The organism is Actinospineispora acaciae DSM 45401, assembly GCF_000620785.1.
GTDB classification, from domain to species: Bacteria; Actinomycetota; Actinomycetes; order Mycobacteriales; family Pseudonocardiaceae; genus Pseudonocardia; species Pseudonocardia acaciae.
This window is the reverse complement of record NZ_JIAI01000006.1, coordinates 157,056-173,345: the sequence shown is the minus strand read 5'-3', so window position 1 is coordinate 173,345 and position 16,290 is coordinate 157,056. Positions and strand designations below refer to the sequence as shown.

Annotated in this window: 16 protein-coding genes; 5 read left to right on the top strand and 11 right to left on the bottom strand. The window is 74.6% G+C overall.

Going from position 1 to position 16,290, the window contains the following annotated elements:
• Nucleotides 1–47: 47 nt before the first annotated feature.
• The 5 genes from N912_RS0126400 to N912_RS0126380 form a co-directional block, all read right to left on the bottom strand.
• Nucleotides 48–1,067: a uroporphyrinogen decarboxylase/cobalamine-independent methonine synthase family protein gene (locus N912_RS0126400; RefSeq protein ID WP_028924758.1), complete on the bottom strand. Its 1,020-nt coding sequence runs from the start codon at nucleotides 1,065–1,067 to the stop codon at nucleotides 48–50.
• A 9-nt stretch (nucleotides 1,068–1,076) separates the two neighbouring features.
• Nucleotides 1,077–1,775, bottom strand: a complete 699-nt coding sequence (locus N912_RS0126395; RefSeq protein WP_028924757.1) for a hypothetical protein — start codon at nucleotides 1,773–1,775, stop codon at nucleotides 1,077–1,079.
• A gap of 96 nt (nucleotides 1,776–1,871) precedes the next feature.
• Nucleotides 1,872–3,425, bottom strand: coding sequence for an AMP-binding protein (locus tag N912_RS54750; RefSeq protein ID WP_051580824.1), 1,554 nt, complete (start codon nucleotides 3,423–3,425; stop codon nucleotides 1,872–1,874).
• Nucleotides 3,422–4,507, bottom strand: a complete 1,086-nt coding sequence (gene mnmA / locus N912_RS0126385; RefSeq protein ID WP_028924756.1) for a tRNA 2-thiouridine(34) synthase MnmA — start codon at nucleotides 4,505–4,507, stop codon at nucleotides 3,422–3,424. Before mnmA ends, N912_RS54750 begins: the two co-directional genes overlap by 4 nt.
• A gap of 6 nt (nucleotides 4,508–4,513) precedes the next feature.
• Nucleotides 4,514–5,746, bottom strand: a complete 1,233-nt coding sequence (locus N912_RS0126380; RefSeq protein ID WP_028924755.1) for a cysteine desulfurase family protein — start codon at nucleotides 5,744–5,746, stop codon at nucleotides 4,514–4,516.
• A gap of 76 nt (nucleotides 5,747–5,822) precedes the next feature.
• Between N912_RS0126380 and N912_RS0126375 the strand changes: the two genes are divergently transcribed.
• On the top strand, nucleotides 5,823–6,590 hold the full coding sequence (locus tag N912_RS0126375; RefSeq protein WP_028924754.1) for a class I SAM-dependent methyltransferase: 768 nt from the start codon (nucleotides 5,823–5,825) through the stop codon (nucleotides 6,588–6,590).
• On the opposite strand, the gene N912_RS54745 is transcribed toward N912_RS0126375, so the two are convergent.
• The 4 genes from N912_RS54745 to N912_RS0126355 all read right to left on the bottom strand — a co-directional run bounded on the left by N912_RS54745 (nucleotide 6,587) and on the right by N912_RS0126355 (nucleotide 10,184).
• On the bottom strand, nucleotides 6,587–7,522 hold the full coding sequence (locus N912_RS54745) for a lysophospholipid acyltransferase family protein (RefSeq protein ID WP_064745380.1): 936 nt from the start codon (nucleotides 7,520–7,522) through the stop codon (nucleotides 6,587–6,589). The genes N912_RS0126375 and N912_RS54745 overlap by 4 nt on opposite strands.
• A complete protein-coding gene (locus N912_RS0126365; RefSeq protein WP_028924753.1) occupies nucleotides 7,519–8,289 on the bottom strand; it encodes a GNAT family N-acetyltransferase in 771 nt (256 codons plus the stop codon). Before N912_RS0126365 ends, N912_RS54745 begins: the two co-directional genes overlap by 4 nt.
• A gap of 125 nt (nucleotides 8,290–8,414) precedes the next feature.
• Nucleotides 8,415–9,371, bottom strand: coding sequence for an electron transfer flavoprotein subunit alpha/FixB family protein (locus N912_RS0126360; RefSeq protein WP_028924752.1), 957 nt, complete (start codon nucleotides 9,369–9,371; stop codon nucleotides 8,415–8,417).
• Between the two features lie 27 nt (nucleotides 9,372–9,398).
• A complete protein-coding gene (locus tag N912_RS0126355; RefSeq protein ID WP_028924751.1) occupies nucleotides 9,399–10,184 on the bottom strand; it encodes an electron transfer flavoprotein subunit beta/FixA family protein in 786 nt (261 codons plus the stop codon).
• A gap of 382 nt (nucleotides 10,185–10,566) precedes the next feature.
• Here N912_RS0126355 and N912_RS0126350 point away from each other — a divergent pair, with 382 nt between their 5' ends.
• From N912_RS0126350 to N912_RS0126340, 3 genes are read left to right on the top strand one after another with little or no spacing between them, the layout of a single operon-like run.
• Entirely contained in the window at nucleotides 10,567–11,325 is a 759-nt protein-coding gene (locus N912_RS0126350) for a class I SAM-dependent methyltransferase (protein ID WP_028924750.1), read from the top strand.
• Nucleotides 11,322–12,908, top strand: a complete 1,587-nt coding sequence (locus N912_RS0126345) for a 1,4-alpha-glucan branching protein domain-containing protein (protein ID WP_028924749.1) — start codon at nucleotides 11,322–11,324, stop codon at nucleotides 12,906–12,908. The genes N912_RS0126350 and N912_RS0126345 overlap by 4 nt, the downstream gene beginning before the upstream one ends.
• A gap of 9 nt (nucleotides 12,909–12,917) precedes the next feature.
• On the top strand, nucleotides 12,918–14,171 hold the full coding sequence (locus N912_RS0126340) for a glycosyltransferase family 4 protein (protein ID WP_028924748.1): 1,254 nt from the start codon (nucleotides 12,918–12,920) through the stop codon (nucleotides 14,169–14,171).
• A gap of 54 nt (nucleotides 14,172–14,225) precedes the next feature.
• Here the strand turns inward: N912_RS0126340 and N912_RS0126335 are convergent, their stop codons facing one another.
• Together N912_RS0126335 and N912_RS0126330 are read right to left on the bottom strand one after the other, a co-directional pair.
• Complete coding sequence (locus N912_RS0126335) at nucleotides 14,226–14,981, bottom strand: acyltransferase (protein ID WP_028924747.1); 756 nt, start codon at nucleotides 14,979–14,981, stop codon at nucleotides 14,226–14,228.
• A gap of 18 nt (nucleotides 14,982–14,999) precedes the next feature.
• A complete protein-coding gene (locus tag N912_RS0126330; RefSeq protein WP_028924746.1) occupies nucleotides 15,000–15,188 on the bottom strand; it encodes a hypothetical protein in 189 nt (62 codons plus the stop codon).
• A 118-nt stretch (nucleotides 15,189–15,306) separates the two neighbouring features.
• Here N912_RS0126330 and N912_RS0126325 point away from each other — a divergent pair, with 118 nt between their 5' ends.
• Nucleotides 15,307–16,287 carry a quinone oxidoreductase family protein gene (locus N912_RS0126325; RefSeq protein ID WP_028924745.1) on the top strand — a complete coding sequence of 327 codons (981 nt, stop codon included), beginning with the start codon at nucleotides 15,307–15,309 and terminating at the stop codon, nucleotides 16,285–16,287.
• Nucleotides 16,288–16,290 lie beyond the last annotated feature (3 nt).

Below are 16,290 nucleotides of genomic sequence, written 5' to 3'. Positions count from 1 at the left end.
GGTTAGCGTTGCTATGGCAACGCCAACCACTCACGGGTGGTGACCTGCTAGGACAGGCTTTCGGTTGGGTCGACGATGGCCCTGCCGAGGTCGCGGGCGAGTGCCATGGCACGGCGGGACCAGGCGGGGGTGGCGCCGGCCAGGCCGCAGGCGGGGGTGGGGACCACCAGGTCGGCGAGGCGGGCGCGAGCGAAGCCGACCTGGTCGGCCAGGTCGAACGCGGGGCGGACCAGGTCGCGCAGGGTCGGTTCGGGGGTCGGGGGGAGGGCGGGGACCAGGCCGAGCAGGAGCGGCACGCCGGCGTCCCAGGCCTCGCCGATGGCGTCCAGCGCGGCGGTGTGCGAGCCGACCAGGGCGGCGTCCAGCGCGAGCGCACCGGCGCCGGCCGCGCGCAGCAGGCCGATCGGGGCCTTGGGCGCGCAGCAGTGCACGATGACGGGCTCCGGGAGCGGTTCGATCACGGCGTGCAGCAGGGACTCGGCGTCGGGGTCGGGGACCGGGGCGACGGTGCCGAAACCGGACGGTGTGGGCAGCGAGCCGGCGAGGACGGCCGGCAGGCTCGGCTCGTCGAGCTGGACGACGACCCTGGCGCCGGTGCGCTTGGCGACCTCGTCGGCGTGCGCGGCCAGGCCCTCGGTGAGGCTGGCGGCGAACTCGCGGCGCGCGCCGTGGTCGGTGAGCACCCGGTGGCCGCCGCGCAGCTCGACGCCCGCGGCCAGCGTCCACGGGCCGGCGGCCTGCAGCTTCACCCAGGCCGGGCGGGTGGCGTCCAGGGCCTCCTCCAGCGCGTCCAGGTCGGCGCGCAGCAGGTCGACGCCCCGGCGTTGGTCGCGGCCGGGGCGGGCGGTGACCCGGTAGCCGGACGGGACGACCTCGGTGGCCAGGTCCACCAGCAGCGCGGCGGTGCGGCCGATCAGGTCGGCGCCCACTCCCCTGGCCGGCAGCTCGGGCAGGTGCGGAAGCTCCGGCAGCTCGCCGGCGACGGTGCGGGCCGCCTCCCTGGGGTCGGTGCCGGGTAGCGAACCGATGCCGGTGGCGGTGCCCGGCGGCCAGTGCGACGTGCTCACACCCGTTGTCTACCAGGCACGGCCGAGGGACACGTCGGTGAGCTTGGCGGCGCGGGACACGCCGCCGCGCCAGTAGAACCCGACGGGGCGGCCCGAGCCGTCCACGGACAGGCCGACGGTGCCGGTGCCGAGGCCCTCCTCGTCGTCGCCCCGGGAGTCCCGCGCGTGCGGCGAGGACGTCGAGTCGGCGATCTCGACTGTCCATTCGTCGGGGCGGCGGGGGTTGTGTTCCGGTTCGCGCAGGACGACCATCACGTGCCCGGTGTCGCGGGTCTTCGAGGTCGGGGTGGCCAGCCAGGCGATGACGTCACCGGGCCTCAGGTCGGCGACGGTGGCCACCTTTCGCCAGGGTCCGCCGTCGGTCGACTCGCGGAAGTGGTGCTCGAAGTCCTGGGCGAGCGGGCGTCCTTTCGTCTCGCTGACCGGGAGGGCGGCGAGGTGGGTGGGCAGCGAGCGTTGCAGGGCGTAGTCGAGGAAGCCCGAGCAGTCGTAGAAGTACTCGCCCTCGGCGGCGTTCACGGCGGTGGTGTGCTGGTACCGGGTCGTCCGCATCGCCGCCAGCTCGGCGCGGACCTCGGCGAGCAGCGCGGCGCCGCCGGGCGCGGCGGCCGCCACGTTCCGGATCGGGTGCGCGCGGCCCTGGGTCGGCCAGAGCACCGCGACCAGGATCGCCAGCCACACCAGCATCGACACCCTCTTGATCGCCATGGGTCCCCCTCGTCGGCCGGATCCCATGGTGACTCGCCGGGGCGGGCGACGACGATGGTGCGAGCACGACACCGCCGGTGGGGCTGTCCCCCGTGTCTACCCGGTGGTGCCCCGCAGCGCCCACTCGCGCAGCGTGGCGGTCCGGATCTTGGTGCCGTTGGTGCCGGAGGTGGTCGGCATCCGCTCGACCACGTGCACCGCGTCCGGCACCTTGAACGCGGCCAGCGAGCGCGCGCACCAGTCCCGCAGCTCGCCGGGGGTGGGTGCGGCGCCGGGGACGGCGACCACGAAGCCGATGGCGACGGTGCCGCCGTCCGCGCGGGGGATGCCGACGACCTTGGCGGTGTCCACCGCGTCGTGCGCGGCCAGCCGCAGCTCGATCTCCGCCGGGTCGACCAGGAAGCCGCGCAGCCGCAGCGCGTCGCCCATCCGGCAGACGTAGACGAACACGCCCTCCTCGACGAGCACGCCGAGGTCGCCGCTGCGGAACCAGCCGTCCTCGGTGATCGCTTTCGTGGCGGTTGCACCGAGGTAGGCGTCCACCACGTTCGGGCCTCGGAAGAGCAGTTCGCCCTCGGCGCCGTGGGGCAGGGGTTCGCCGGTGTCCGGGTCGGCGACCTTCACCTCGATGCGAGGGGTGACGACCCGCCCGCCGGCGTCCCAGCGGCGCGGGGCGGGCGTGTCCGGCGGCCACATCGAGGCCAGCGCGAAGATCTCGGACGAGCCGTAGACGCCGCTGGTGACCGTGCCGAACTCGTCGGCCGCCCAGGACGCCAGCTCGCGCAGCCGGCCCTGGAAGTCCGCCCCGCCCCACCAGCGCCAGGACGTGAGGTCCCTGGGGCGCCGCCGCCAGGCCCGTTCCAGGCGCAGCACCATGTCGTCGCCGGCGACGACGTGGCTGACGCGGTGGCGGGCCATGTCGTCGAGCACGGTGTCGGCGTCGAACACGGGCTCCAGCAGCAGCGCGGTGCCGCCGGCCAGCGCCGCCATGGCCGTGCTGAAGCCGAACGTCCCGGCCAGCGGGATCGCGCAGAGCATCACGTCGGTGTCGGTCAGCCCGATCGCGTCGGCGCCGGCCAGGGCGTGGGTGAGCACGCCGCTCGCGCTGTGCGCGGCCAGCTTGGGGCGGCCGGTGGAGCCGGAGGTGGTGAACGCGACGGCCAGCCGGTCCGGGTCGTCCGGGGGCGCTGGTTCCGGGGCGGCGTCGGCGGGCTCTCTGCCCGACCCGGCGACCATGGCGATCGCGGGCGCCACACCGGCTCTTTGAGTCGCCTCGCGCAGCCGGCCGGACAGGTCCAGCCCGTGGAAGCCGTCCGCGACCGCTACCAGCGCCGGGCGCGCGAAGTCCAGCACGTGGGCGACCTCGTCCACGTTGTACCGGGTGTTCACGCCGATCACGTGCGCGCCGCGCAGCGCCGAGGCGAACTGCCAGCACAGCGAGTCCGACCAGTTCGGCAGCCAGACCGCGACGCAGTCGCCCGGCCCGATGCCGGCGGCCTCCAGCTCGTGCGCCAACCCGAGGGTCCGCCGCCACAGCTCGCCCCAGCTCACCGGCCCAACCCCGGCGTCGATCACCCCGACCGCGTCCGGGTCGCGCCGGGCCAGCCGGCCGAGCAGGTCGGTCAGGTCCTCCGGCCCGGCGCCGCTCACCCGGCGGTGGACCGGATCACGGCCGAACCGAGCACGACGTCGCCGCCCGCGTCCGGGCGGTACAGCGCGACGGCCTGGCCGGGCGCCACCCCGCGCAGCGGCGCGCGCAGCATCACCCGCAGCCCGCCGTCCCCCTCGACCTCCGCCACCGCGTCGGCGAGGCCACCGTGCGCCCTGACCTGTGCGACGCACTCGATCGGCCCGTGCGGAGCGCGCCCCGACGTCCACACCGGACGCTCCCCGACGATCTCCCGGACGTCCAGCGCCTCCGCCGGGCCGACCGTCACCGCCCCGCTGACCGGCTCGATGGCCAGCACGTAGCGCGGCCGCCCGTCCGGGGCCGGCCGGTCCACGCCGATGCCCTTGCGCTGGCCGACGGTGAACCCGTGCACCCCGGCGTGCTCGCCGAGCACCTCGCCGCTGTCCGCGTCCAGCACCGGCCCGGGCCGCTCGCCCAGCCGCCCGGCCAGGAAACCCGCGGTGTCGCCGGTCGGGATGAAGCAGATGTCGTGGCTGTCCGGCTTGCCCGCGACCGCCAGCCCGCGCTCGGCGGCCTCGGCGCGGATGTCCGGCTTGGCCGTGTCCCCGACCGGGAACAGCGCGTGCGCCAGCTGGTCGGCCGTCAGCACCGCCAGCACATAGGACTGGTCCTTGCCGTCGTCCACCGCGCGGCGCAGCACGCCGTCGCCGGAGAGCCGCGCGTAGTGCCCGGTGCACACCGCGTCGAAGCCCAGCGCGAGCGCCTTGTCCAGCACCGCCGCGAACTTGATCTTCTCGTTGCAGAGCAGGCAGGGGTTCGGGGTGCGCCCGGCCGCGTAGTCGGCGACGAACCTGTCCACCACGTCCTCGGCGAACCGGCCGGCGAAGTCCCAGACGTAGAACGGGATGCCCAGCACGTCGGCGGCCCGGCGGGCGTCGCCGGCGTCCTCCTTCGAGCAGCAGCCCCGGGAGCCTGAGCGCAGCGCGTCAGGCGTCTCGGACAGCGCCAGGTGCACGCCGACCACGTCGTGCCCGGCGTCCACCGCGCGCGCCGCGGCCACCGCCGAGTCCACCCCGCCGCTCATCGCGGCCAACACCCGCATCGCCGGTCACCACCCGCCGGCCGCGCTGGCCACCCGCACGCGCTGCCGGCTGCCGGCGTGCCCGGCCCGGCGCGCCCGCTCCACCACCGGCCCGATCGCCCCGGCCACCGCGTCCACGTCCGCCGCCGTCGAGGTGTGCCCCAGCGAGAACCGCAGCGAGCCGCGCGCGGTGGCCTCGTCCGCGCCCATGGCCAGCAGCACGTGGCTGGGCGTGGCCACCCCGGCGGTGCAGGCCGAGCCGGTGGAGCACTCGATGCCGTGCGCGTCCATCAGCATGATCAGGCTGTCGCCCTCGCAGCCCGGGAACGACAGGTGCGCGATGCCGGGCAGCCGGGACGGCGCGCCGTCGATCACGCCGTGGCCCGGGTCGCCGTTGGCCACCGCGTCCGGCACCGCCTCGATCACCCGGCGCACCAGCTCGTCGCGCAGCGCGGCCAGCTCGGGCGCGCGCCGGGGCGCCTCGGCGACCGCGTCGGCCACCGCCACCGCGAGCCCCACCACCGAGGGCACGTCCAGGGTGCCGGAGCGGACGTCGCGCTCCTGGCCGCCGCCGTGGATCAGCGGCGTGCAGTCCAGCTCGCGGCGCAGCAGCAGCGCGCCCACGCCGTAGGGGCCGCCCACCTTGTGGCCGGTCAGGGTGAGCGCGTCCGCCCCGCACGCGCCGAAGTCGACGGGCAGCGCGCCGACGGCCTGCACCGCGTCGGTGTGCAGCGGCACGCCGTGCCGGTGCGCGATCTCGGCCAGCTCGCGGACCGGGTTGACCGTGCCCACCTCGTTGTTCGCCCACATCACGCTGACCAGCGCGGTCCGCTCGGCGCCCTCGGCCAGCGCCGCGCGCAGCGACTCCGGCCGGACCCGGCCCAGCTCGTCGACCTCCAGCAGCTCCAGCTCGGCGCCCTCGTGCTTGGCCAGCCACTCGGCGGGCTCCAGCACGGCGTGGTGCTCGGTCGCGGAGACCAGCAGGCGGGTGCGCCGGGGGTCGGCGGCTTTGCGCGCCCAGTAGATGCCCTTGACCGCCAGGTTGTCGCCCTCGGTGCCGCCGGCGGTGAGCACCACCTCGGACGGGCGGGCACCGAGCGCGGCGGCGATCGACTCCCGGGACTCCTCCACCGCGCGGCGGGCCGCCCGGCCGGCGGAGTGCAGCGAGGAGGCGTTGCCGGTGCACGACAACGCCTCGCTCATCGCGACCACCGCCGACGGCAGCATCGGGGTGGTGGCGGCGTGATCCAGGTACGACATATCGTCAGCCAGGTTAGCCGCCCGGCGCCGGCTCGGCGATCGCACGGTCTCGACGGCCGCGGCGTAGGTTGGCCCGGTGAGCTTCGAGGTCAGCGCCGACGCGTACCGGCGGTTCATGGGCCGCTTCTCCGAGCCGCTCGCGGGCGAGTTCGTGCGGCTGGTGGACCCCGCGCGGGGGCAGCACGTGCTGGACGTCGGGTGTGGGCCGGGGGCGCTGACCGCTGTACTCGCAGACCGGCTCGGTCCGGCAGCGGTGGCGGCGGCGGACCCTTCGGAGTCGTTCGTCGCGGCGGTGCGGGAGCGGCTGCCGGGGGTGCGGGCGGAGCAGGCGCCGGCCGAGCGGCTGCCTTTTGCGGACGGCTCGTTCGACGCGGCGATGGCCCAGCTGGTGGTGCCGTTCATGAGCGACCCGGTGGCCGGGCTGCGCGAGATGGCGCGGGTGACCAGGCCGGGCGGGACGGTGGCCGCCTGCGTGTGGGACAACACCGAGGGGCGCAGCCCGCTGGCCACCTTCTGGCACGCGGCGCTGGACCTGGATCCCTCGGCCAGGGGTGAGTCGTACGAGCCGTCGGCCGGCACCCGCGAGGGGCACCTTGCCGAGCTGTTCGAGGCGGCCGGGCTGGAGCGGGTGGTGCCGACCACGATCTCGGTACGGATCCGGTTCGAGTCGTTCGACACGTGGTGGGAGCCGTTCACGCTCGGGGTGGGGCCGATCGGGAGCTATGTGGCCGGCCTGAGCCCGCAGCGGGTGGACGCGGTCCGCGAACGCTGCCGGGAGCTGCTGCCCGCGCCGCCGTTCGACGTCCTCGCGATGGCGTGGACGGTGTACGCCACACCCGCTTAGGCCGCGGCGGCAACCCGAGCGGCCGGGGTCTTCGTGGCCGGAGTCTTCGGGGCCGGGGTCTTCGCCGCCGGTGCCGGTACGCCGGTGGCGGCCGCGATGGCCAGCTCGGCGCGGCGGGCCAGCTCGCGCCGGTCCACGCCGTCGGCCGCCAGCGGCGGGAGCACCTCGACCTCGAGCACCAGCCCGGGCAGCCGCATCACCCGCAGCATGGAGTCGAGCAGCGTGTCGTCGCCGATGAACGCGCCCGCGGTGGTCGGCTCGCCGCCGGGCAGCCGCATCCGCTGCGCCACCGGGCGGACCGGCACGCCGGCGTCCAGCGCGGCCTGGAAACCGGCCCTGCGGAACACCCCGGACGCGGCGCCGCACCATGTAGTCCCCTCCGGGAACAGCCCGACCAGCGAGCCCTCCCGCAGCGCCGCCGCCGTCTGGGCCACCACGGACGGCAGCTCGCGCAGCCCCGCCCTGTCCACGAACAGCGTGCCCACCCTGGCCGCCAGCGCGCCGATCGCCGGCCAGTCCTTGATCTCCCGCTTGGCCACCATCCGCATCGGCTGCACGGCGCCGAGCGCCAGCACGTCCAACCAGGACAGGTGGTTCGCCACCACCAACACCCCGCCTCCGCCCGCGCCGTCGGAGAGCCGTTCGGAACCGGAGACCACCAGCCGGACCCCGGCCGCCCGCAGCGCCGCCCGGAACATCACCCGCAGCACGTTCGCCCGCCGGCGCACCCCGAGAAACGGCAGCACCACCGCGGCCAGCCCGGTACCCAGCACCAGCGTGGCCACCGCGGCCAACCGCACCGCGACCCGGATCCGCCCGACCCGGGGCAGCTCGCCGTCCGCCGGCAGGCACTCCGGCCCGCACGGCGACGCCGGAGCCCACGAGTGCCCGGCCCGCAGCGCCACCGGCGGCAGTACGGCGTGCCCACTCATGACTGGCCGCCGAGGAAGAACCGCAGGTACCGCTGGTCCACCCGCTCCAGCGAGAGCAGCACCAGCAGGTCGGCGACGCCGAAGTCCGGGTCGTGCGCGGGCGGCCCGCACACCCAGGCGCCCAGCCGCAGGTAGCCGCGCAGCAGCGGCGGGATCACCGTGCGCTCCGGGCGCGGCCCGGGGGTCCACGGCCGGTGCGGGCTGACCCGCAGCTCGGGCGGGGACAGGTGCTTGGCCCGCGCCACGTCCCACACCCCCGCCGCCTGCAGGCCGCCGTCGGCCAGGGGGATGCTCGCGCAGCCGGTCAGGTGGGAGTGCCCGGTGAGCAGCAGGTAGCGGGCGATGCCGGCCCACACCAGGCTCACCACGGCGCCGGTGCGGTGGTCGGGGTGCACGCAGGAGCGGCCGGCCTCCACCAGCGACGGGCGCAGCTCGGCGAACGACGAGAGGTCGAACTCGGTCTCCGAGTAGTAGCCGCCGGCGGCGGGGACCCGCTCCGGTGGGAGCATCCGGTAGGTGCCCACGATCTCGCCGGTGCGGTCGGCGCGGACGATCAGGTGGTCACAGTGCTCGTCGAACCTGTCGACGTCTCGCCCGTTGGCCGGGTCGCTCAGGCTCGCGCCGAGCTCGCCCGCGAAGACCCGGTACCGGAGCCGCTGGGCGGCGTCCACGTCGGCGTCGTTCCTGGTCAGCAGCAGCGAGTAGCGCGAGGTCGGGCCGGTCTGTTCGGTCGGTGGCGTGCTCACGAGCAGCTGTGACTGCGTCATAACGCACGGTTTACCCGGCCTGTGGAACGACTCGGCTCATCACCGGCGGCGCCGCGATGGCAACCGGGTGAATACCCCGTGAGTGGCTAGGGCCGCTCTGGCGACCCTAGCCACTCACGGGTCTTTCAGCTCTTGCGTTTGGCGACGGCCTCGGTGAGTTGCGGCGCGACGTTGAACAGGTCGCCGACGACGCCGTAGTCGGCGATCTCGAAGATCGGCGCCTCGGCGTCCTTGTTGACCGCGATGATGGTCTTCGAGGTCTGCATGCCGGCGCGGTGCTGGATCGCCCCGGAGATGCCCAGCGCGATGTAGAGCTGCGGCGAGACGGTCTTGCCGGTCTGCCCGACCTGGAACTGGTTCGGGTAGTAGCCCGAGTCCACGGCCGCGCGGGACGCGCCCACGGCGGCGCCCAGGGAGTCGGCGAGCGCCTCGACCACGGCGAAGTTGTCCGCCGAGCCGACGCCCCGGCCGCCGGAGACCACGATGGAGGCCTCGGTCAGCTCCGGGCGGTCACCGCCCACGATCGGTTCCCTGCTCACGACGGTGGCGTGCCGTCCGGTCAGCGCGGGCACCTCGACGGCCTGCTCGGCACCGGCGCCGTCGGCCGGCTCGGCGTCCACCGCGCCGGGCCGCACGGTGATCACCGGGTGCGCGGTGTTCGCCTTGGCGGTGACCACGAACGCGCCGCCGAAGATGGAGTGCTGCACGGAGCCGTCGCCGTCCACCCCGATGACGTCGGTGAGCAGCGCGGAGCCGGTGCGGACCGCGAGCCGGCCGGCGATCTCCTTGCCGTCCGTGCTGGCCGGGATCAGCACCGCCGCCGGGTCGGCCGACCCGATCAGCTGCTCCAGCACCGCGACCTGCGCGCCGCCGAGGTAGTTGTCCACCTCGTCGGACTCCGCCACGTAGATCTTCGCCGCGCCGTGGGCGCGCAGCCCGTCGGCCAGCTTGCCGGCGGTGCCGGGCGCGCCGGCCACCACCGCCGAGGGCTCACCCAGCGCACGGGCGGCGGTGAGCAGCTCGTAGGTCACCTTCTTGATCTCGCCGTCCGCGTGGTCGACGAGGACAAGGACTTCAGCCATAACGTTTCTCCTCCTCCGTCGACCGGCTCAGATGATCTTCTGCGCGACCAGGTACTCGGCGATCTTCGTCCCGCCGTCGCCCTCGTCCTCGACCTTCTCGCCGCCCGACTTCGGCGGTTTCGGCGCCGCCGCGGTCACCGTGGACAGCGCGTTCGCCAGGCCCACCTCGCCGGCGTCGATCCCGGCGTCGGCCAGGGTCAGCGCGGCGACCGGCTTCTTCTTCGCCGCCATGATCCCCTTGAACGACGGGTACCTCGGCTCGTTGATCTTCTCACCGACGCTGACCAGCGCGGGCAGCTCGGCGGTCAGCTTGGTGATGCCGTCGTCGGTACCGCGCGTCACGTTCACCGTGGTGCCCTCGACCGCGAGCTCCTGGGCGTGGGTCAGCGCCGGCAGCCCGAGTACGTCGGCCACCATCGCCGGCACCGCCCCGGTCCGCCCGTCGCTGGCCTCGTTGCCCGCGACCACCAGGTCGAAGCCGCCATCGACGGTGCCGATGACCTTAGCCAACGCGCGCGCAGTCTGCACCGCGTCCGAGCCGTGCAACGCCTCGTCGGACAGGTGCACGGCCTTGTCCGCACCCATCGACAACGCCTTGCGAATGGCCTCGTTCGCCCGATCCGGCCCCACGCACACCACGGTCACCTCGCCGTCGTGCGCCTCCTTCAACTGGAGCGCCGCCTCCACCGCGCGTTCGTTGATCTCATCGATCACCGCGTCCGAGGCATCCCGATCGAGCGTGTGGTCCGCATCGGCCAGCTTGCGTTCGGAGTACGTGTCCGGCACCTGCTTGACCAGCACGACAATGTTCATCGGTCCCCTTCGACCTCCTGACTGTTTCAGTGGACCGACGAGGCCCTCGGCCCTCGGGCGCGAGAACGACCCGCCTCTTGCCGACTCTTCCATCCTGGTACCCCGCCACGCTACGTCGGGGTAACTTGAGCCCATCGTGGCCGAGCACCCCCGCCCACTGACATACCTCGTCCGGTGATCCTCACCACGAACCCCCGTGACACTGATCACCGGCCGCCGCCGGCGAGCGCCGCGCACCTACCCGAGGTGTCGCACACCCCGCACCATGCGCGACACCCCGACAAGCTATGCGACACCCAATGGCCTAGTGGCGGGTGAGGCTGCTCACCGAGCGTGATGCCGTTCCTCCGACGAGGGGGTTATATGGCCTAGTGTCGCTGCCATGCCCTCCGAGCCGACGCTGACGCTCACGGGTGAGCGCACCGTTCCCGGCATTCCCGAGGAGAACTACTGGTTCCGCCGCCACGAGGCCGCCTACCTGCGGCTGGCCGGCCTGTGCGGGGACGCGGTGGTGCTGGAGGCGGGCTGCGGGGAGGGGTACGGGGCCGCGCTGTTCGCCCGGCATGCGCGGCTGGTCGTAGGGCTGGACTACGACGAGTCGGCGGCGGCGCACGCGGCGGCGCGGTATCCGGACATCAAGGTGGCGCGGGGCAACCTGGCCTGCCTTCCGGTGGCCGACGCGGCGGTGGACGTCGTGGCGAACCTGCAGGTCATCGAGCACCTGTGGGACCAGGCCGGGTTCCTTGCGGAGTGCGCCAGGGTGCTGCGGCCCGGCGGGCGGCTGCTGGTCACCACGCCCAACCGGATCACGTTCTCCCCCGGCCGGGACACCCCGCTCAACCCGTTCCACACCCGTGAGCTGTCCGCCGCCGAGCTGGCCGGGCTGCTCACCGACGCCGGGTTCACGGTGCGCGCGATGCTCGGGCTGCGCCACGGCCCCGGGCTGCGCGCGCTGGACGCCGAGCACGGCGGGTCGCTGATCGACGCGCAGGTGGCCGTCGCGCTGGGCGGCGGCGAGTGGCCGGAAGGGCTGCGCGCGGCGGTGGCCGGGGTGCGTGCCGACGACTTCGAGATCGACGACGACCGGGTGGACGAGAGCCTGGACCTGGTCGCCGTCGCCGAAGCGCCGGTACTTCGGTGAGCCCGAGCGCGAGCCCGACCGAGCCGGTCGGGACGTTCTGCCTGGTCCTGCACAGCCACCTGCCCTGGCTGGCCCGCCACGGCGCGTGGCCGGTCGGCGAGGAGTGGCTCTACCAGGCCTGGGCCGGCTCCTACCTGCCGGTGATCGACCTGCTGCGCCGGCTGGGCGAGCAGGGACAGCGCGACGTGCTCACCCTCGGCGTGACCCCGGTGCTCGCCGCGCAGCTGGACGACCCGTACTGCCTGCGCGGCATGCACGACTGGCTGGGCAGCTGGCTGCTGCGCGCGCACGGCCTGGCCACCGAGGTGGCCACCCACACCCGCCGCGACGGCCCCGCGCTGGCCAGGCTGGCCGCCGCCGAGCACCAGAGGGCCACCGCCGCGCTGGCCGACTTCGAGGCCAACTGGCGCCACGGCGGCTCGGCGGTGCTGCGCCCGCTGGTCGACGCGGGCGTCGTCGAGCTGCTCGGCGGCCCGGCCACCCACCCGTTCCAGCCGTTGCTCGGGCCCCGGGTGCGGGAGTTCGCGCTGCGCGCCGGGCTGGACGACACCGCGCGGCGGCTGGGCTCGCGGCCGGCCGGGATCTGGGCGCCGGAGTGCGGGTACGCGCCGGGCATGGAGCACGGGTACGCCTCGGCCGGCGTGCAGCGGTTCCTGGTGGACGGGCCGGCCATGCGCGGCGACACCGCGTTCGCCCGCACCGTCGGCGACACCGACGTGGTGTGCTTCGGACGGGACCTGCCGGTGACCTACCGGGTGTGGTCGCCGAAGTCCGGCTACCCCGGGCACAAGGACTACCGCGACTTCCACACGTTCCACCACGGGTCCGGGCTCAAACCGTCCAGGGTCACCGGCCGCGCGATCCCGCCCGAGCGCAAGAAGCCCTACGACCCCGAGCCGGCCAGCGAGGCGGTGCGCCGGCACGCCGCGGACTTCGTCACCGTGGTCCGCTCCCGGCTGGCCAAGCTGGCCGCCCAGCACGGCCGGCCGGCGCTGGTGGTGGCCGCCTACGACACCGAGCTGTTCGGGCACTGGTGGTTCGAGGGCCCGGAGTGGCTGGCCACCGTGCTGCGCGAGCTGCCGAGGGCCGGCGTGCGGGTGACCACGCTGCGCGGGGCGCTGGACGCCGGGCTGCTCGGCGGGCCGGTGGAGCTGCCGGCGTCGTCCTGGGGATCCGGCAAGGACTGGCGGGTCTGGGACGGCGCGCTGGTGGCCGACCTGCTGGACCTGAGCCGCAACGTCCAGCGGCGGCTGGTGTCCGCCGTGGACTCGCCGCACGGCGGCGGGGCGGCGCGCGACCGGGTGCTGGACGGCCTGGCCAGGCAGGCGCTGCTGGCGCTGTCCAGCGACTGGGCGTTCATGGTCAGCAAGAGCTCGGCGGCCGACTACGCGCGGTCCCGGGCGGCCCACCACGCCGAGCATGTGGTGGAGATCACGGACCGGCTCAGCGCGGGCCGGCGCGACGAGGCCGCCGAGGTGGTCGCCGACTGCGACGCTCGCGACACCGTGTTCGGCCAACTGGACGCACGGTTGTTACGCCGCGCGGACGACCGTTCCACCTGTTGCGTGCCTACCGGCCGGTAAGTTGACCCCATGCGCGTACTGATCGTGTCCTGGGAGTACCCGCCGGTCGTCGTGGGCGGGCTCGGCCGGCACGTGCACGCGCTGGCCCGCCGGCTCGCCGCGGCCGGCCATGACGTGCGGGTGCTGTCCCGCCAGCCGTCCGGCACGGACGCCACCACCCACCCCACCGAGGACGAGCTGGTGGACGGGGTGCGGGTGCTGCGGGTGGCCGAGGACCCGGCGCACCTGGAGTTCGAGCGCGACATGATCGCCTGGACGCTGGGCATGAACCACGGGCTGTTACGCGCCGCGCCCGGGTGGCTGGACGGCTGGCGCCCCGACGTGGTGCACGCGCACGACTGGCTGGTGGCGCACGCCTCGATCGGGGTGGCCGACCTGGTGTCCGTGCCGCTGGTGGTCACCGTGCACGCCACCGAGGCCGGCCGGCACTCCGGGTGGCTGTCCAGCGTGGTCAGCCAGCAGGTGCATTCGGTGGAGTGGTGGCTGGCCCGGCGCGCGGACGCGCTGATCACCTGCTCGGAGGCGATGCGCGCGGAGGCGTCCGGGCTGTTCGACCTGGACCCGGCGGACGTCCACGTGCTGCACAACGGGATCGAGCCGCGCCGCTGGCGGGTGCGGCGCGCCGAGGTGGACGCGGTGCGCGAACGCTACGCCCCGGACGGCGCGCCGCTGCTGCTCTACTTCGGGCGGCTGGAGTACGAGAAGGGCGTGCAGGACCTGATCGCCGCGCTGCCCCGGATCCGCCGCGCGCACCCGGGTACCCGGCTGCTGGTGGCCGGCCAGGGCACGCACGCCGAGTTCCTGGCCAAACAGGCCCGCGCGCACCGGGTGCGGCGGGCGGTCCGGATGCTGGGGCACCTGCCCGACCGGTCGCTGGCGGCCGCTCTCGCCGCCGTCGACGCCGTGGTGCTGCCCAGCCGCTACGAGCCGTTCGGGATGGTCGCGCTGGAGACGGCGGCCGCCGGGGCGCCGCTGGTGGCGTCCACCGCCGGCGGGCTCGGCGAGGTGGTGCGCGACGGCGTCACCGGGTTGTCGTTCGCGCCGGGCGACGTGCCGGGGATCGCGGCGGCGGTGGGCGCGGTGCTGGACGACCCCTCCGCCGCGCAGGTGCGGGCGCGAGCGGCCCGCGCGCGGCTGCGTACCGAGTTCGACTGGGACCGGATCACCGAGTCCACCGCGGCGGTGTACGCGACCGCGCGGCGGCGCCCGGTGGAGCCGATCGGCAAGCCGAAGATCCCGACGGGCAACGCCTTCGGGCCCTGACTGGACGTGTGCTGAGAGCCCCGACTCAGTGTGCTGAGAGCCCCGACTCGCGGGTCAGTCTTGGGGGAGGGAGTCCTCTACGGCGCGGGCGGTTTTGCGGGCTATGTCGGCTAGGGCGGCGCGGCGTTCGGCGTCGGCGGCGTAGTCGTCCTTGCGGTTGCGGACCACGCGCGCGGGGGAGCCCACGGCGATGGCGTAGTCGGGGATGTCACCTCGCACGACGGCGTGGGCGCCCAGGACGCAGCCTCGGCCGACCCTGGTGCCGCGCAGGACGGAGACCTTGGTGCCGATCCAGCAGTCCGGGCCGATGCGCACCGGCGTCTTGACGATGCCCTGGTCCTTGATCGGCAGGTTGATGTCCGCGATCACGTGGTCGAAGTCGCAGACGTACACCCAGTCCGCGACCAGTGTGGCCGCACCGACCTCGATGTCCAGGTAGCAGTTGATCGTGTTGTCCTTGCCCATCACGACCTTGTCGCCGATGCGCAGCGACCCCTCGTGGCAGCGCAGCGAGTTGCCGTCCCCGATGTGCACCCAGCGGCCGATCTCCAGCCGCCCGTACCCGGGCCGGGCGTGCAGCTCCACCCGCTTGCCCAGGAACACCATGCCGCGCAGCAGCACGTGCGGGTTGGCCATCCGGAACCGCAACAGCCGCGCGTAGCGCACCAGGTACCACGGCGTCCACGCCCGGTTGCGGATCACCCAGCGCAGCGAGGCCACGGTGAGGAACCGGGCCTGCCGAGGATCCCTCCGGTTCTGCCGCCACGCCGACCACCTCGTGCGCACCGGCGCGCCCCACATGCTCGTCACGGCGCATTAGCCTAATAGTCAGGAAATGCGGGCCTGGTGCTCCTCGATCAGCCGGGCGGCCTCGTCGGGGTAGCTCGCCACCAGCCCGTCGATGTCGCCCTCGCGGCCCTCCTCGACGGCCACGTTGACCTGGAACGCGTAGTAGTCGTGCAGCTCGCGCAACTGCCGCTCGATGTCCGTACTGGCCAGCTCGCTGTCGATGCTCAAAGTTCCTCCCTCAGGTAGTACATCGCAGCTCATCGTCGAATCGTTTCGACGCTGGTCACCAGCTTACCGGGAGACTCCGGTCACAGGTACCCGTGCCGGTTGTGCGACGCTGGCCGGCATGCGAGCCGTCGTGATGACCGAGCCCCACCAGGGGCCGGAGCGCACCGAGGTGCGTGAGGTGCCGGACCCCCGGCCGGGCGAGGGGCAGGTCAGCATCGACGTCGGGCATGCCGGCCTCAACTTCATCGACGTGATGGCCCGCCGGGGCGATCCGGGTTACGCCGCCGAGTGGCCGTACCGGCCGGGCCTGGAGGTGGCCGGCACCGTGCGCGAGCTGGGGGCCGGCGTGGACGGGTTGGCGGTCGGGCAGCCGGTGGCGGGGTTCACCCGGGGCGGGGGGCTGGCCGAGGTCGCGGTGGCGGACGCCCGGTTGGTCGCGCCGCTGCCGGCGGGAGTGTCGACCGCCGTGGCCGCGGCGGCGCCACTCATGCTGTGCACCGCGCTGCTGCTGCTCACCGACGTCACCCGGCTGCAGCCCGGTGAGAAGGTCCTGATGCACTCGGCGAGCGGCGGGGTCGGCGGGGCCGTCGCCCAGTTGGTGCCGGTGCTCGGCGGCGGGGTGCGCGTCGGCACGGTGGGACTGGCCTCGAAGCTGGACGACGCCGCGGCGGCCGGCTGGGACGTCGCCCTGGTGCGCGACGAGCACCTGGTGGCGGCGGTCCGGTCGGCGGTGGGCGCGGTGGACGTCATCCTCGACCCTTCCGGCACCAGCATGATCGACGTCGACCTCGAGGTGGCCGCGCCCGGCGCCCGGATCGCGCTGTTCGGCAACCCCGGCGGCGGCAGGCCCGCCCCGCTCCCCCCGCTCGGCCGACTGATCGGCGGCAACGTGGCGCTGGCCGGGTTCAGCATGAGCGGGCTGGCGGCCGCCGCGCCGCACCGAGCCGCCTCGGCGCTGCGCCGGGTGCTCGACCTGCTCGCCGACCGCACGCTGGACCTCGCCGTCACCGAGGTGGGCGGGCTGGAGCGGGTCGCCGCCACCCACCAGCTGCTGGCCGACGGCCGGGGCGCCGGCAAGTACGTCACCGCCGTGCCCTGACAC